Origin of the sequence: Extensimonas soli (assembly GCF_029211265.1) — a bacterium.
Taxonomy (GTDB): domain Bacteria; phylum Pseudomonadota; class Gammaproteobacteria; order Burkholderiales; family Burkholderiaceae_C; genus Extensimonas; species Extensimonas soli.
On sequence record NZ_JARGEL010000010.1, the window covers coordinates 13,814 to 30,500 of the forward strand.

The following is a 16,687-nucleotide window of genomic DNA, read 5'->3' on the forward strand; positions in this document are numbered from 1 at the left end:
GCCTGCAGGCGTCAGAAGCTGTGGCGCATGCCGATGCCGAAGCTGTTGCCCGTGTCCTGGTTCGTGATGCGGTCGTTCATGAGCATCGCATAGACGTCGGTGCGCTTGGACAGGTTGTAGTCGTAGCCGAGCGTGAAGGTCTTGCGCTTGAGGTCCACGTCCGTGAGCTTGGTCTGCGCCCACGAGGCCAGCACCTTGCCCGGCCCGCCGAGCGGGATCGAGGCGCCGACCTGCGTGGTCTTGGCCTTGATCGGGCTGTCGTCGGACTTGGCCTGGCCATAAGTCAGATAAGCCTTGACGACGCTGAAGTCGTAGGCGCCGCCGAGCATCCAGTCCTTCTTGGTCGTGCCGAAGTAGGTGGTGGGCGCGGGGTTGCTGATCTGGTCGTGCTCGTAAAACGCCGTGAGCGTGAGCGGGCCGTTGAAATACAGCGCGTTGACGCCGACGTTCTTCTTGCCGTTGCTGCCGGGCACTTCGCCGAACTGGTAGTGCAGATTGGCCTTCAGGCCCGAGAAGTCGGGCGTGGTGTAGATGATTTCATTCGACCAGCCAGTGTCCGAGGGCACGGAATTGGCCCAGTGCGAGGCGTTGAACAGCGGCACGTCCATGTGCAGGATCAGCGGCGCGAAGGTGAAGGAGTCGCCCAGCGGGTTGGCGATCACCGAGGGCAGGAAGTTGGGCGCCAGGCCGCGCCCCAGCGTCACGGCGCCAAAACTGCCCGAGAGTCCCACGTTCGCATCGCGCGAAAAGAAAGGGTCATTCGGGAAACGGCCGGGTTCGCCCGTATCCATGCGCATGAAGCCTGTCAGGGCAAAGTTTGCCTTGAGCCCGCCGCCCAGGTCTTCGCTGCCCTTGAAGCCGAACCACGAGGTCGTCATGCCGCCGCTGCCCACAGTGCTGGTGCGCTCGGCATCGCCGGCATAGCGCATGGAGCCCACATAGGCATCGAGCAAGCCCGTGACCTGCACGGAGCTCTGGGCCTGGGCGGCTGCGGCGCACAGCAGCGCGGCCAGGGTGACGAGATTCTTTTTCATGGATAACCCTCCTGGAAAAAAGGAACGCCGGCATTGTCGGCGCGACGCCGGCGCGCGATCTATGGCAACCCCGGCAATGCGCTGGGCACAAAAAGCGGCCATGGCAAATAAAAGCAATTCTCATGCCGCCGCAAGGTGGTGCATGGCGGTGGCGCGGCACGTGTGGGCGGCCGGATAGGTGGCACCATTTGATTTTGCTCAATATGGGCGGCGGCGCGGCACGGCACAGTCGGGGCACCATGTTGTCATCCACCCTGTTCCCCCTTTCTTCGGAAGCCGAGACGGCGGTTGCGGGCGACATGCTGCGCCAGCGCCACGAGCGCCTGGATTCGGTGCTGCACCTCGATAGCGGCCGCGTCGTGCTCGGCGTGTGCGAACACGGCGAGTTGCGCCATCGCCTCGGGCTGGTCGAAGGGCCGTGCTGGCTGGACGCGGCCGATGCCCTGCTTGGCAAGCACTGCGCGGTCGATATGGTGGCCGAAACGGCGGTGCGGCTGCGCCGCTTGCCTTTGGCTGCGTTCCAGCAAGGTTGTGCCGCGCTGCCGGAGCCTGCGCGCGCCTTGCTGCACGACATGGCCGCCGCGTGCCGCCGGCAGACGGACCTGGCCGTGAGCCGCCTGGCGCAGGACGCCGAGGCGCGCTGTGCGCAGTGGCTGCTGCAGCATGCACAGCCCGAACCCAACGGCACCCTGCGCGTGACCCTGCAAGAACGCAAGCGCATCATCGCCGCGCAGTTGGGCATTGCGCCCGAGACTTTCTCGCGCATCCTGCGCCACCTGCGCGAGCATGGTCTGATCGCAGGCACGGGCAACGTGCTCAACCTGCCGCAGCCGCACGCCCTGCAATCGGTTGCGGGCGTTACCCCTGGTTTCTGAGAGCCCGTTCAGATCGTCCCGCAGGTGCCCGTCTGGACGCCCGCCCGCCGTGCCCGCGCCTTTGGCGGGATTCGGGTTCCCCCCAAATTACACGCGCGTTGCGGCTGCGTATGCTGCCATCCATGCGCCCGCATTCCGGGGCGCGTGGATGCCTTCGATGTTCGATCTTCCTCTTACGCTGGCGCTTGCGGGCACGGCCTTTGCGCCGAAGGCGGCCTGATGCCTCTCGCTGCGCCATCGACCTGCGCGCCATCGTCCGCCGCTCCCGCGGGCGTCGCCCCCGCCTGGAGCATGCCCGGCCCCCTGGTGCTGCGCCTGATGGGCGTGGCGCTGGTGCTGCTCGTGCTCGCGGGGGCTGCCAGCGCGTGGCTCGTGGCGCGTTCCGTGCAGCAGGACGCCCTCGACAGGCTCGCGCGCCAGCAAAGCGACGAGGTCGATCTGCTGGCACGGCTTTTCGCGGGCAAGATCGAGCAGGTGCAAAAGCCGTTGCGCGGCGCGGCCACGCGCATCACGCCGCAACTGCTGGCGCAGCCCGCGGCGCTGCAGCGCGCGCTGCAGCAGGAACTCGCGGCAGCGCCCTGGTTCGCCAGCATGACCGTGGCGCGCTCCGATGGCACCGTGCTCACGCACCTGCAAGCGCACCAGGCCGGCACGCTGCGCGACAGCGGCGTGGCGCCACAAAGCGCGGACGAGCCCGGACTGGACGAAGCCAGCGCCGCCGAGCGCGCGCTCTTGCAGCGCACCGTGCGCGAGGCCAGGGCGCAGGTGGGCGAAGTGCTTGCCGGCGGGTCGGCCGCGGCGCACATCGCCTTCAGCCTGCCGCTGCTGGGGGCGAACGGACAGGTGCTGGGCGCGCTGGGCGTCAGCGTGCCGCTGCCATCGCAGGCCTTGTTCGCGCCCGCAGTGACTGCCGTGCCCCAGCAAGGGCAGGCGCGGCTGCTGGTATTTACGCGCACGGGCCGCATTCTTTTCCACACCGATCCGGCCCGTGTGCTCGGCAGCGTGCGCGATGAAGCGGGCCTTCGGCCTGATGCTGCATGCGCGCCGGCAGCGCTTGGGGGGCGTGCGCAGGTGCAGGGTGGGTACCTGGCGAGTTGCGCGGACATGCCGCTGCCGCAGTGGACCGTGGCGCGTGTGAGCGCCGTGCCCGATCTGCTCGGCGCGGGGGCGGCCTTGCGCCGCGGCGCGGGGCAGGCTGCAGTGGCCGCAGTGGGCGGGTGTGCTTTGCTGCTGGTGGGGCTGCTGGCCTGGCTGGCGCAGCCGCTCGCGCGCCTGGGGCGCGAGGCGCAGCGCGTGCGGCGGCCACTGGATGCTTCTGCAGCAGCGGCTGCGCCGGGCGCGGGTTTGTTGCCACCTGGGCCCGCTGCGCAGGCAGCGCAGCCGTGGGCTGAAACCGGTGCCGCGGCCAAGGGGGATGAGGTGGCCGCGCTGGCGGACTGGCTGCAGCGCCTGCAGCAAGAAGGCCTGCGCCAATGGCAGCGCAGCGATGCCCTCGCGGCGCAGCTGCAGTCCATTTTGGAACACGCCCCGGTGGGCATCGCGGTTTCGCGCCAAGGCGTTTTGCAGCTGCTCGGGCGCCAGGCGTGCCAGATGCTCGGCTACGGCGTGCATGAGCTGCAGGGCCGCTCGGCGCGGCGCTTGCACCCGAGCGACGCCGACTACGCACATTGGCGCACCCGCATGCAGACCGAGTTTGCCGCCCACGGCGTGCTCGACGGCGAGGCGCGCTTTGTGCGCAAGGACGGCAGCCTGATGTGGGCGCAGGTGCAGGCGCGGCCTCTGCAGCCGGGCGATGCCGAGGCGGGCATCCTGTGGCTGTTCGAGGACATCACCGCGCAGCGCGAGGTGCGCCACCAGCAGGAGTGGGAGCGCACGCACGACGCGCTCACGCAGCTGTGCAACCGCGCGAGCTTCGAGCAGCGCCTGGGCCTGCTGCTGGCCGAGCGCGGCCAGGCGGCCGAGATCGCGGCAAGGTCGGGGAACGTGGCCGTGGTGCACGCCGATTTCGATCCGGCCGAGGCGGGCGTGCTGCTGTTTCTGGACCTCGACCACCTCACGCTGGTCAACGAAGTCGCGGGCCACGGCGCGGGCGACGACGTGCTGCGCCATGTTGCGCGGCTCATCGACCACCAGGTGCGCCAGACTGGCTGGGCCGCGCGCCTGGGTGGCGACAAGTTCGGCGTAGTGCTGCCGCGCTGCTCGCTCGCGCGCGGCCAGGCCGTGGCCGAGCAGCTGCGCGTCGCGGTGCAGGCGCTCGAAGCCACCTACCATGGACACAGCTTCACGCTCAGCGTGAGCATAGGGCTGGTGCCGCTGGGCGATGCCCATTGGCACGACCTGCGCACCGTGCTGCACGCCGCCGACATGGCCTGCTACGAGGCCAAGCGCGCGGGGCGCAACCGTGTGCTGACCCAGCAGGTGCTGCAAGACCGCGGCGACGCGGCTCTGACGCGCGGCCTGCGGGCGCGGCAAGCCTGAGCAGTAGTGACCTCAGTCCGCTGCCAAGGCCCCGAGCGCACGCAGGATCTGCTCGGGCGTGGCCGGGGCGTCGAGGCGCAGCGGCTGTGCGGCGAAGGGCTTGGCCGCCGCACCCACCGTGCTTTGTTCGCCCGCTGCGCCCGGCGCGGCGGCGATGGCGTTGCGCAGCGCCTCATAGACGCTGAGCGCGAGCATGAAGGGCGGCTCGCCCACGGCCTTGCTGCCGCCCACGTTGTCTTCGCGGTTGGGCTCGGGCCACAAGTCCACGTGAAACTGCACGGGCATGTCGCCCGCCGTGGGGATTTTGTAGGTGCTGGGCGCGCAGGTGCTCAGGGCGCCGGCGTCGTTCCACACGAGCTGCTCGGTCGTGAGCCAACCCATGCCCTGCACGAAGCCGCCCTCGATCTGGCCGCGGTCTATGGCCGGGTTGATGCTGCGGCCCACGTCGTGCAGGATGTCCACGCGCAGCACGCGGCTCTCGCCCGTGAGCGTGTCTATGGCCACCTCGGTGCAGGCCGCGCCGTAGGCGAAGTAGTAAAACGGCCGGCCCGTGAGCGTGTGCTTGTCGTAGTGGATCTTGGGCGTGCGGTAAAAGCCGTCGCTCCACAGCTGCACGCGCTGCGCGTAGGCGAGCTGCACCAGCGCCGCGAAGCTGCGCTGGTGCGTGGGCGAGTGCACCTGGCCGTCGGCAAAGCGCACCTGCGCGGGGCTGCAGCCGTCGAGCTGCGCCACCAGCGCCGCCAGGCGCGTGCGCACCTGGCGTGCGGCGTCCTGCGCGGCGCGGCCGTTGAGGTCGGTGCCGCTCGACGCGGCCGTGGCGCTCGCGTTGGGCACCTTGGCGGTGTCGCTGGCCGTCACCTGCACGCGGCCAAGCGGCACGCCGAGCTCGTCGGCGACGATCTGCGCCACCTTGGTGTGCAGCCCTTGCCCCATCTCGGTGCCGCCGTGGTTGACCTGCACGCTGCCGTCGGTATAGACGTGCACCAGCGCGCCCGCCTGGTTGAACTGCGTGGCCGTGAAGCTGATGCCGAACTTGACCGGCGTGAGCGCGAGCCCACGGCGCAGCACGGGCTGCGTGCGATTCCAGCCAAAAATGGCCTCTTGCCGGCGTCGGTACTGCGCAGACAGCTCCAGTTGTGAGAGCAATTGCGGCAGGATGTTGTCTTCCACCGCCATTTGGTAGGGCGTGGTGTGGCGCCCCGCGGTCGGGTCGGGGTCGTAGAGGTTGCGCAGCCTCACGTCGAGCGCGTCACGCCCCAGCGCGCGCGCGATGTCCCCGAGGATGGCCTCGATCGCGAGCATGCCCTGCGGCCCGCCAAAGCCGCGGAAGGCCGTGTGGCTTTGCGTGTGCGTCTTGCAGCGCAGCGAGGTGATTTCCACGTCGCCCAGGTAGTAGGCGTTGTCGCAGTGGAACACCGCGCGGTCGGCCACCGGGCCCGAGAGGTCGGCCGAGAAGCCGCAGTTGGCCGCCATTTGCAGCCGCAGGCCCTGGATGCGCCCCGTGTCGTCGAAGCCCACCTCGTACTCGTAGGCGAAGGGGTGGCGCTTGCCGGTGATGAGAAAGTCCTCGCGCCGCGCGAGCCGCAGCTTCACGGGGCGGCCGAACTTGTGCGCGGCCAGCGCCGCCCATACGGCGATCTGGCCGGCCTGCGTCTCCTTGCCGCCAAAGCCGCCGCCCATGCGCCGGCATTCCACGCGCACCGCGTGCTGCGCAAGCCCGAGCGCGTGCGCGACCCAGTGCTGCACCTCGGCGGGGTGCTGCGTGCTCGAATGCACGAGCCACTGGCCTTGCTCCAGCGGCAGCGCGTAGGCGACCTGCCCTTCGAGGTAAAAGTGCTCCTGCCCGCCGACCTCGAAGCGCCCGCGCAGGCGCCGCGGGGCCACCGCGAGCGCCGCCGCCGCATCGCCGCGGCGCAGCGTGACGGGTGGCAGCACGTAGCTTTGCGACTGCAGCGCCTGTTCGAGCGTGAGGATCGCGGGCAGCGGCGCAATGTCGGCCTGCACCGCGCGCGCCGCGCGCCGCGCCAGCGCCGGGCTGTCCGCCACCACCAGCCCCAGCACCTGGCCCAGGTACTGCACGCGCTCGTGCGCAAAAATGGGCTCATCGCGCGCGGGCGTGGGCAGCCACAAGTCGCCTGGCAGGTCGCCCGCGAGCACCACGCCGTGCACGCCGGCCAGCGCGAGCGCAGGTGCCGCGTCGATGCCGCGCAGCAGCCCGTGCGCACACGGCGAGACGATGGGCGCGGCGTAGAGCGTGCCCTTGGTCTCGGGCAGGTCATCGACATAGGGCGCCGCGCCGCAGACCTGGGCACGCGCGCTTTCGTGCGGCCAGGGCTGGCCCAGCGCGGGGCTGAGGGACATCGGCAAGGATGCGGCAGAAGCCGCGGCAGGCAGCGTAGCGGGCTTCATTGCGCGACCTCCTGCAACAGCGGCGGCAGGTAGTGATGCTCCAAACTTGGTAGCTGCTGATGGAGATGGGGCGGGCACTGGGGCCCATTTTCTTCTTGATGTTCGGGTTGGCTTTCCAGCCAAAAGCGCTGCAGCAAGCGCCCAAGCACGGCGCGGCGGTAGCTGCTAGTCGCGCGCAGGTCGGACAAGGGCGTGAACTCCGCTTGCAGGGCGTGCGCGGCGGCGTCTAGGGTGGCCTGCGTCCAGGGCTGGCCGAGCAGCGCGGCCTCGGTGGCCCGCGCCCGTGCCGGCGTGGCCGCGACGCCGCCCGCGCCTATGCGCACGCGCTGCACCACGCCCTCTGCGACTTCGACCTGCAGCGCGAGGCACACGGCCGAGATGTCGTCCTCCCAGCGCTTGGAGACCTTGTAGGCGCGCAGAAGCTGCGCCGTGTGCGGCGCTGCACCGGGCGCACCGGGAGCATCCTGCGCACCGGGCGCACCGTGCGAGTTGTGAGCACCCGGCGCGGACGACGCGGCGGGTGGCCGCGGCACCAGGATGCGCACCAACAATTCGTCGGGCGCGAGCTGGGTGCGCCGGTAGCCGGTGTAAAAGTCTTCGAGCGCGAACGTGCGCTCGCCGCGCGTGCTCGCGAGCACGAGCTGCGCGCCCAGCGCGATCAAAAGCGGCATCGAGTCGCCGATCGGCGAACCGTTCGCCACGTTGCCACCCAGCGTGCCCGCGTTGCGCACCGGTAGCCCCGCAAAGCGCGCGCCAAAATCGTGCAGCTGCGGCCACTGCTGCGCCAGCGCGGCAAACGCATCGGTGAGCGTCACCGCCGCGCCGATGGCGATGTGGTGGGCATGCCAGTCTATGCGGCGCAGCTCGGACACGCGTGTGACATCGAGCACCTGCGCAAAGCGCCGCTGCTGCTGCGTCACCCACAGGCTCACGTCGGTGCAGCCGGCCACCACCTGCGCTTCGGGCCGCGCCGCGCGCGCCGCGAGCAGGGCCGGCAGGGTCTGTGGCGATTCATAAGCAAAATTGCCTTCCAGCCCTTTATCCTCCTGCGCAAGCAGCTTCAATAGTCGTAGCAATTCGGCTTCCTCGACGGCCACGGCGGGCAGCGTGCCCATGCGCTGCGCCGCCTGCAGGATGGGACGGTAGCCGGTGCAGCGGCACAGGTTGCCCGAGAGCGCCTCGAGCGCCTGTTCCTGCGTGACTTCTTGACCCGCGTACCCTGCGTGCCCCGTAGCGCGCGCAGCGATCTTGTTCTGGTACAGGCCGAACAGGCTCATCACGAAACCCGGCGTGCAAAAGCCGCACTGCGAGCCGTGGCATTCGAGCAGGGCTTGCTGCACGGGGTGCAGATCGGCGCTGGACGCCGCGCCTACAGCGCCCTGGGCGCCAGGCGCAGCGGCTGCCGCAATCGGGTGCGCAGGGTGCTCGGGGCTGCAGGCATCGCCCCGCGCCTCGGTTTGGGGATCGGCAGCGGCGCACGCACGGCGCAGCAGCGGGTCGCGCGTCAGGTCTTCCACCGTCCACAGCGCCAGGCCGTCGATCGAATGCACAAGCCGAATGCAGCTGTTCACGGCCCGGTAGCGCAGCCGCCCCTCGTGCAGCTCGGCCAGCACCACGGTGCAGGCGCCGCAGTCGCCCTCGCCGCAGCCCTCTTTGGTGCCGGTCTGAGCCAGGTCTTCGCGCAGCAAGTCGAGCAAGGTGCGCTCGGGCGGCACATGCGCCAGCCTGACCAACTGGCCACGGCGCACGAAGCGTAAGGGGCGGGTGTTCATGGGGAGTGAATCTGGACAACGAAAGGGAAAAGCGGTCTATGCTCTGCGCCATTGTGCGGCGGCGGACGGACGTCGATGAAATAGCATGTTCTATGCCGGATCGGGGCCGCCAGAATCCGTCGTTCCTGAGCGTAGTGCGCTGCCAAAAAAAGAGCTTCCCGCGCATGCTGCGTGCGCTGAGGCATCGAATTTGCTTCAACATTGCTCCAATAAAATTGGGATAGCCAAGCAAGTGCACCGCATGAACGCATCGTCCTCTTTGATTGCCGCGGGAAGCGACCCAGATCGCGGCTCCGCCCCGCCCCGCCTGCAGCTCGCCGGCATCCGCAAAAGCTACCCCGGCGTGGTGGCCAACGATGATGTGTCGCTCATGGTGCAGCCGGGCGAGATCCATGCGGTGCTGGGCGAAAACGGTGCGGGCAAGTCCACGCTCATGAAGATCATCTACGGCGCGGTGCAGCCCGACGCTGGCGCGGTGTGGTTCAACGGCCAGCCCGTGCAGGTGCGCAACCCGCAGGAGGCGCGCGCGCTGGGCATTGCGATGGTGTTCCAGCATTTCAGCCTGTTCGACACGCTCACCGTGGCCGAGAACGTGTGGCTGGGGCTGGACAAGGGGCTGGCGCTCGCCGAGGTCACGCGCCGCATCAGCGCCAAGGCGGCCGAATACGGGCTCGATGTCGATCCGTTGCGCCCGGTGCACACGCTGAGCGTGGGCGAGATGCAGCGCGTGGAGATCATCCGCGCGCTGCTCGGCGCGCCGCAGCTGTTGATCCTCGACGAGCCGACCTCGGTGCTCACGCCGCAGGCGGTCGAAAAACTCTTCGTTGTGCTGCGCCGGCTTGCCAGCGAGGGCTGCAGCATCCTCTACATCAGCCACAAGCTGCACGAGATTCGCGCGTTGTGCACGGCTTGCACGGTGCTGCGCGGCGGCAAGGTCACGGGCGTGTGCAATCCGGCGCTCGAATCGAACGCCTCGCTCTCGCGCCTGATGATTGGCGCCGAGCCGCCCGCGCTGCAGCACCGCGCGGCGCCGCCGGGTGCGCCCGTGCTGCGCGTGCAGGGCTTGTCGCTGCGGCGCGCCGATCCGTTTGGCGTCGATCTGGTCGATGTGCGGCTGGAGGTGCGTGCGGGCGAGGTCGCGGGTATTGCGGGCGTGTCGGGCAACGGGCAAAAGGAACTGCTCGCCGCGCTTTCGGGCGAGGACACGCGCGCCGCGCCCGGCAGCATCGAGATCGTGGGGCCGGGCGCGGGCCGGCAGGGGCAGGAAGTGAGCCAGCAAGGCCAAGATGTGAGCCGGCAAGGCCCGCGGGCGCGCCGTGCGCTGGGCCTGCACTTCGTGCCCGAGGAGCGCCTGGGCCGTGGCGCCGTGCCCAGCATGGACCTGGCGCACAACCTGCTGCTCACGCGCGCGCAGGCCGTGGCCGCGGGCGGCTGGATTCGGCTTGCGGCGCTGCAGGCGCAGGCGCGCGGCATCATCGAGCGCTTTCGCGTGCGCGCGGCCGGGCCGCAGGCGCCCGCGCAGTCGCTGTCGGGCGGCAATCTGCAAAAGTTCATCGTCGGGCGCGAGATCGACGCCCGGCCGCGCCTCTTCATCGTCGCGCAGCCGACCTGGGGCGTGGACGTGGGCGCGGCGGCGCAGATCCGTGCCGAGATTTTGGCGCTGCGCGATGCGGGCTGCGCGGTGCTCGTGCTCAGCGAGGAGCTCGACGAGCTGTTCGAGCTCAGCGACCGGCTGCATGTGCTGGCCAAGGGGCGGCTGTCGCCCGCGGTGTCACGCGCCGAGGCCACGGTGGCGCAGATCGGCGCCTGGATGAGCGGCCTGTGGCACGCCGAAGTGCAAGGGCATCTGGCGCAGAGGGCCGAAATGTCTTCAGAATCGTCGTCCGAATCGCGGCCTCAAAACCCCGGCGCGCCTGCGTCCACCTCCGACGGAGCCACGCATGCTGCGGCTTGAGCCCCGGCCGGCACCCTCGCGCGGCTGGACGTATGCCTCGCCGCTGCTCGCGCTCGCGCTCACGGTGCTCATCGCCGTGGCGCTGTTCGCGCTGCTGGGCAAAGACCCGTTGCGCGGCCTGCAGGCGTTTTTCTGGGAGCCCGTCAAATCGGCCTACGCGCTCGGCGAGCTGCTGGTCAAGGCCACACCGTTGCTGTTGATCGCGCTCGGGCTCGCGGTGTGCTTTCGCTCCAACGTGTGGAACATCGGCGCCGAGGGGCAATACATCCTCGGCGCGATCAGCGCGGGCGGCGTGGCGCTGCTCGCGACGCCCGAGACGGGCCGCTGGATCGTGCCCGCGCTGCTGCTCGCGGGCGTGCTCGGTGGCATGGCCTGGGCCGCGCTCACGGCGCTGCTGCGCGATCGTTTTCACGCGAACGAAATCCTCGTGAGCCTGATGCTGGTCTATGTGGCTTCGCTGCTGCTCAGTTATCTGGTGTTCGGGCCGTGGAAAGACCCGCAGGGCTACAACTTTCCGCAGACGCGCATGTTCGAGCGCGTGACGCAGATTCCGCGCCTGTGGCCGGGCACGCGCGTGCACGTCGGCCTGCTGCTCGCGCTTGTGGCGGCGGCGGGGCTGTGGGTGTTTTTGTTTCGCACGCGCGCGGGCTTTGCGCAGCAGGTGGGCGGGCTTGCGCCTGCGGCGGCGCGCTACGCGGGCTTTTCTTCGCGGCGCGCGCTGTGGCTCGCGCTGCTGCTGTCGGGCGGGCTTGCGGGGCTGGCCGGGGCGCTCGAAGTCGCGGGGCCCATCGGGCAGCTCACGCCCTACGTGCCCGCGGGCTACGGCTTTGCCGCGATCATCGTCGCCTTCGTCGGGCGGCTGCACCCGGTGGGCATGGTGCTCTCGGCCTTGCTGATGAGCATGTTCTACATCGGCGGCGAGCTCGCGCAGTCGCGCCTGGGGCTGCCCAAGTCGATCACGGGGGTGTTCCAGGGCCTGCTGCTGTTTACGCTGCTGGCCTGCGACACGCTGATCGCGTACCGCGTGCGCTGGGGCCGCCTCGGTGCGCGGCAGGCAGGGGGTTGAGGCATGGAATCCTACGCATTGCTCATTGCCGCCACGCTGAACGCAGGCACGGTGCTCGCACTCGCGGCGCTGGGGCTGCTCATCAACGAAAAGGCCGGCGTCGTCAACCTGGGCGCCGAGGGCATGATGCTGTGCGCCGCGATCGCCGGCTTTGCCACCGTGGTGCACACGGGCAATACCTGGCTGGGCTTTGCTGCGGGCATGGCGGTGGGCGCGCTGCTTGCGGCCGCGTTCGGCCTGCTCGTGGTCTGGCTGCACACCAACCAGTACGCCACGGGGCTCGCGCTGAGCCTGTTCGGCAGCGGTTTTTCGGCCTTCGTGGGCATAGGCTACGTGCAGGCCAAACTGCCCGAGTTGCCGCGCTACGCGATTCCCGTGCTGGGCGACGTGCCGCTGCTCGGGCCGGCGCTGTTTCGCCAGCACCCGCTCGTGTACCTGACCATGCTGCTCACGGCGGCGCTCGCGTGGTTTTTGTACCGCGCGCGCGCCGGGCTGGTGCTGCGCGCGGTGGGCGAGTCGCCCGCGGCGGCGCACGCGCTCGGCTACCCGGTGCGGCGCATCCGCCTTGCGGCGGTGATGGTGGGCGGCGCGCTGTGCGGCCTCGCGGGCGCTTACCTTTCGACGGTGTATACCCCGCTGTGGGCCGAGGGCATGGTCGCGGGGCGCGGCTGGATCGCGCTCGCGCTCACCACCTTTGCCACCTGGCGCCCGGCACGGGTATTGCTTGGTGCGTACCTGTTCGGCGGCGTGACCATGCTGCAGTTTCACCTGCAGGCCACGGGCGTGGAGCTGCCCAGCCAGTGGCTGAGCATGTTGCCCTACGTGGCCACCATCGTGGTGCTCGCGCTGATTTCGCGCAACCCGGTCTGGATTCGTGTCAACATGCCGGCCTCGCTCGGCAAGCCGTTCCATCCGGGGTGATTTTGGCCCTCTGCGGTCGCGGCCGCGCTTCGATTTTCGTCCCTGCAAGCCCTCTGTTCTGGAAGGAATCCCCCCATGACTGATCTGCACAAACGCTCCCTGCTCAAACTCGCCACGTTCTCGGCCCTGGCGGCGGCCGCGCTTGCCGGCTGCGGCAAGAAGGAAGAGCCCGCGCCGGCCCCCGCGCCCGCCGCAGCACCGGCTTCGGCCGCGCAGGCGCCCGCACCCAGGCCCGAGCCGCTCAAGATCGCCTTTGCCTACGTGGGCCCGGTGGGCGACGGCGGCTGGTCTTACGCGCACGACCAGGGGCGCAAGGCGGTCGAGAAGGAGTTTGGCGACAAAGTGCAGACGAGCTACGTCGAGAGCGTGCCCGAAGGCGCAGACGCCGAGCGCGTGTTCCGCGACATGGTGGGGCAGGGCAACAAGCTCGTGTTCGGCACCTCGTTCGGCTACATGGAAAGCATGGCCAAGGTCGCCCCCGACCATCCCGAGGTCAAGTTCGAGCACGCCACGGGCTACAAGACGGCGGACAACCTGCGCACCTACGACAGCCGCACCTACGAGGGCGCATACCTTGCGGGCATCATCGCGGGCGGCATGACCAAGAGCAACACGCTGGGCGTGGTGGGCTCGGTGCCCATTCCCGAAGTGGTGCGCAACATCAACAGCTTCACGCTCGGCGCGCAAAGCGTGAACCCCAAGATCAAGACCAAGGTGGTCTGGGTGAACGAGTGGTTCAACCCGCCCAAGGAGACCGAGGCCGCGACCTCGCTGATCAACGGCGGCGCCGACGTGCTGTTCCAGAACACCGACTCACCCGCCGTGCTCAAGACTGCCGAGGACAAGGGCAAGCGCGCGTTCGGCTGGGACAGCGACATGAAAGCCTACGGCCCGAAGGCGCACCTGGCGTCTTCGGTCATCAACTGGGGCCCGTACTACATCCAGAGCGTCAAAGAGGTGCTCGACGGCACCTGGAAAACCGGGCGCAGCTGGTGGGGCGTGAAAGAGGGCGCAATCGACATCGTCTCGATCGCCGATGACGTGCCCGCCGAGCTCAAGGCCAAGGTCGATGCCGCCAAAAGCGGCCTCAAGGACGGCAGCCTGGTGATCTGGAAGGGCCCCATCGTGGGCCAGAACGGCAAGCCCGTGCTCGAAAAGGACGCCGTGGCCGACGACAAATTCCTCACGAGCATCAACTTCTACGTCAAGGGCGTGGAGGGCAAGGTGCCGGGCGGGGAGAAGAAGTAAAGCGCCACAGACGCAAGGCAGTCTGGTCTGCCGTTCATGCATAGTGCGTCCGCTCGCTGCCGCTTTGTGCGGCGAGCGGACGTTTTTTTGGAGACCGCCCATGTCCTCTGCCGATCTTCCCGCGCTCCCCGCCCAGCTCGCGCACATCGCCCCTGCGCGCCTGCCCGCGCTACTCGCCGCGATGCCCAAGGCCGAGCTGCACATCCACATCGAAGGCTCGCTCGAGCCCGAGCTGATCTTTGCGCTCGCGCAGCGCAACGGCGTGGCGCTGCCGTATGCGAGCGTGGCGCAGCTGCGCAGCGCGTATGCCTTCAGCAACCTGCAGAGCTTTCTGGACATTTACTACGCGGGCGCCAGCGTCTTGCTGCAGGAGCAGGACTTTTATGACATGGCGCGCGCCTATCTTGCGCGCGCTGCTTCTGAAAACGTAGTGCACGCGGAGATTTTCTTCGACCCGCAGACGCACACGGCGCGCGGCGTGCCCATGGAGGCAGTCATTCACGGTCTGCACCGCGCCTGCGTGGATGCGCGTGCCGAGTGGGGCATTTCGGCGGCGCTGATCCTGTGCTTTTTGCGCCACCTGAGCGAGGAAGACGCCTTTGCCACGCTGCAGCAGGCCCTCCCGCTGCGCGACAAATTCATCGGCGTGGGGCTGGATTCGAGCGAGCTCGGCCACCCGCCAGAAAAATTTGCGCGCGTGTTCGCACGCTGCCGCGAGCTGGGCCTGCACCTGGTCGCGCACGCGGGCGAGGAGGGACCGCCGGCCTACATCTGGAGCGCGCTCGACGTGCTCCACGCCGAGCGCATAGACCACGGTGTGCAGGCGCAGCACGACGCGGCGCTGCTGCAGCGCCTGGCGCGCGAGCGTATTCCGCTCACCGTGTGCCCGCTGTCCAACCTCAAGCTCTGCGTCTTTGCCAGCCTGGCGCAGCACAACCTGCCGCAGTTGCTCGCTGCGGGGCTGTGCGTCACGGTCAACTCCGACGATCCGGCCTACTTCGGTGGCTACATCAACGACAACTTCACGCAGCTGTTTGCCGCCACGGGCCTGGGGGCGCCGCACGCCTACATGCTGGCGCGCAACAGCTTCGAAGCCAGTTTCGTCGCTGCGGAGACCAAACGTGCCTGGCAGGAGCGCCTCGACGGGGTGTTTGCGCGCTTTGCGCAGGGATAGCCGCGCCTGCGGAGGCGCTCTTCCGCGCATGCGGAGCGCGCGTTGATCGCTCAACCCAGATTGTTCATGAGGACGTGGGACGATGGTTCCCTGTCATTGCGAGGGCCGAAGGCCCGCGGCAATCCATATGGCCTTCGATGCAGCGCCTGCGTCCCTTGCAAAACCGGGACTGGATTGCCGCGCCCCTGCGGGGCTCGCAATGACGGGTTTCCTTGCAGCGGCCAAAATGACCGTCAGCCGTCAGCCGTCAGCCGTCAGCCGTCAGCCGTCAGCCGTCAGCCGTCAGCCGTCAGCCGTCAGCCGTCAGCCGTCAGCCAGCGCCTGCGTAGGTGCGCAGCACCGCCGAATGGACAATCTGGGTTCAACCGGGGCAGGCTGTCGCGCGCGGTGAAGCTGTGACAATGCGCACACAACAAGCTCACCCAGAGACAGCACCATGCGCAGCGCCCCCAGCTCGGCTCCAAACCTTCCTCCACCGGCGCCTCTTGGCACACCCGCCGCGCAGCGTCCGATGGACATCGCGCTCGCAGGGCTGGTGGCGCTGGCCGTGGCCATGGGCATAGGGCGCTTTGCGTTCACGCCGCTGCTGCCCATGATGCTGCACGATGGCCTGCTCGACCTGCCCGGCGCGAGCTGGCTCGCGAGCGCGAACTATTTCGGCTACCTGGTCGGCGCCGTGCTGTGCACGCTGCAGCCCTGGCTGTGGGCGCGGCTGCGTGTGCTGCCCCTGTTTGCCTTCGTCACGCTGGTGCGCGGCGGGCTCGTGGCGACGGGGCTGCTCACGCTCGCGATGGCCTGGCCCGCGCCTGCGGCCTGGCCCGTGCTGCGCTTTGCCGCGGGCGTAACGAGCGCCGTGGTGTTCGTCTATACCTCGGGCTGGTGCATGGCGCGGCTCGCGCGGCTGGGTGTGCCTGCGCTCAGCGGCATGATCTACATGGGGCCGGGCGCGGGCATCGTGCTCAGCGGCCTCGCGGCCAGCGCCATGACGGCCTGGCACTGGCGCGCTGCGGCGGGCTGGGTGCTGTTCGGCCTGCTCGCCTGGGTGCTCGCGGCCTCGGTCTGGCGCACCCTGCGCGGCGGGGATGAGCGTCTGCACGCCGGTGCACCGGCCGCAGGACAGACAGGGAGCGGCGTGAGCACGCCGCCACAGGGCCGCGCCGAGATGGCCTGGCTCGCGCTGGCTTACGGCCTCGCAGGCTTTGGCTACATCATCACCGCAACCTTTCTGCCCGTGATTGCGCGCACGGCCTTGCCCGGCTCGGCCTGGCTGGACCTGTTTTGGCCCATGTTCGGCCTGGGCGTGATGGCCGGCGCGCTGCTCGTCTCGCGCCTGCCGCACGGCGGTGACTTTCGCCTGCGTCTGATCGTGTGCTATGTGCTGCAGGCCGCGGGCGTGGCGGCAAGCCTCTACAGCCCGAGTCTGGCGGGCTTCGTGCTCGGCAGCGTGCTGCTGGGCGTGCCTTTTACCGCGATCACTTTCTTTGCGATGCACGAGGTGCGCCGCCTGCGCCCGGCCCAGGCCGCGAGCTTCATCGGCCTGCTCACGGCCATGTATGGCGTAGGGCAGATCCTCGGCCCGGCGCTGGTCGCGCTGTTGCTGCGCCGCCTGCCCGACGCGGCGGCGGGATTTGCGCTGTCGCTCGAAGTCGCCGCGGGCGCGCTGATCATCGGTGCGCTGATCTACGCGGGCATGGTGTGGGCGTATCCCATGCGCGCGGCCAAGTCGTAACGGCGCGGCAGATTTTCGGAGCTGAGC

11 protein-coding genes are annotated in these 16,687 nt (G+C 69.3%); 8 read left to right on the forward strand and 3 right to left on the reverse strand.

What is annotated here, in order from left to right; all coding sequences use genetic code 11:
• Positions 1-11: 11 nt before the first annotated feature.
• The gene (locus tag PYV55_RS02675) at positions 12-1,034 is read right to left on the reverse strand and encodes a porin (protein WP_275849008.1); all 1,023 of its coding nucleotides are present in this window, start codon (positions 1,032-1,034) and stop codon (positions 12-14) included.
• Positions 1,035-1,273: 239 nt separating this feature from the next.
• On the opposite strand from PYV55_RS02675, the gene PYV55_RS02680 reads away from it, so the two are divergent.
• Positions 1,274-1,909: a Crp/Fnr family transcriptional regulator gene (locus PYV55_RS02680; RefSeq protein WP_275849010.1), complete on the forward strand. Its 636-nt coding sequence runs from the start codon at positions 1,274-1,276 to the stop codon at positions 1,907-1,909.
• A gap of 219 nt (positions 1,910-2,128) precedes the next feature.
• Complete coding sequence (locus tag PYV55_RS02685; RefSeq protein ID WP_275849011.1) at positions 2,129-4,387, forward strand: sensor domain-containing diguanylate cyclase; 2,259 nt, start codon at positions 2,129-2,131, stop codon at positions 4,385-4,387.
• A 12-nt stretch (positions 4,388-4,399) separates the two neighbouring features.
• Here PYV55_RS02685 and xdhB read toward each other — a convergent pair whose 3' ends face one another.
• Positions 4,400-6,796, reverse strand: a complete 2,397-nt coding sequence (gene xdhB / locus PYV55_RS02690) for a xanthine dehydrogenase molybdopterin binding subunit (protein WP_407066754.1) — start codon at positions 6,794-6,796, stop codon at positions 4,400-4,402.
• Positions 6,793-8,568 (reverse strand): xanthine dehydrogenase small subunit, encoded by a 1,776-nt coding sequence (locus PYV55_RS02695; protein WP_275849013.1) that lies wholly within the window; start codon positions 8,566-8,568, stop codon positions 6,793-6,795. Before PYV55_RS02695 ends, xdhB begins: the two co-directional genes overlap by 4 nt.
• Positions 8,569-8,809: 241 nt before the next feature.
• Here PYV55_RS02695 and PYV55_RS02700 point away from each other — a divergent pair, with 241 nt between their 5' ends.
• The 6 genes from PYV55_RS02700 to PYV55_RS02725 all read left to right on the forward strand — a co-directional run bounded on the left by PYV55_RS02700 (position 8,810) and on the right by PYV55_RS02725 (position 16,660).
• A complete protein-coding gene (locus PYV55_RS02700) occupies positions 8,810-10,522 on the forward strand; it encodes an ABC transporter ATP-binding protein (RefSeq protein ID WP_275849015.1) in 1,713 nt (570 codons plus the stop codon).
• Positions 10,509-11,588, forward strand: coding sequence for an ABC transporter permease (locus PYV55_RS02705; protein ID WP_275849017.1), 1,080 nt, complete (start codon positions 10,509-10,511; stop codon positions 11,586-11,588). The genes PYV55_RS02700 and PYV55_RS02705 overlap by 14 nt, the downstream gene beginning before the upstream one ends.
• 3 nt (positions 11,589-11,591) lie before the next feature.
• Complete coding sequence (locus PYV55_RS02710) at positions 11,592-12,509, forward strand: ABC transporter permease (protein ID WP_275849019.1); 918 nt, start codon at positions 11,592-11,594, stop codon at positions 12,507-12,509.
• A 75-nt stretch (positions 12,510-12,584) separates the two neighbouring features.
• A complete protein-coding gene (locus PYV55_RS02715; RefSeq protein WP_275849021.1) occupies positions 12,585-13,757 on the forward strand; it encodes a BMP family ABC transporter substrate-binding protein in 1,173 nt (390 codons plus the stop codon).
• Positions 13,758-13,857: 100 nt separating this feature from the next.
• Positions 13,858-14,931 carry an adenosine deaminase gene (locus PYV55_RS02720; RefSeq protein WP_275849023.1) on the forward strand — a complete coding sequence of 358 codons (1,074 nt, stop codon included), beginning with the start codon at positions 13,858-13,860 and terminating at the stop codon, positions 14,929-14,931.
• Between the two features lie 436 nt (positions 14,932-15,367).
• On the forward strand, positions 15,368-16,660 hold the full coding sequence (locus tag PYV55_RS02725) for a YbfB/YjiJ family MFS transporter (RefSeq protein WP_275849025.1): 1,293 nt from the start codon (positions 15,368-15,370) through the stop codon (positions 16,658-16,660).
• The last annotated feature ends 27 nt before the right edge of the window (positions 16,661-16,687 follow it).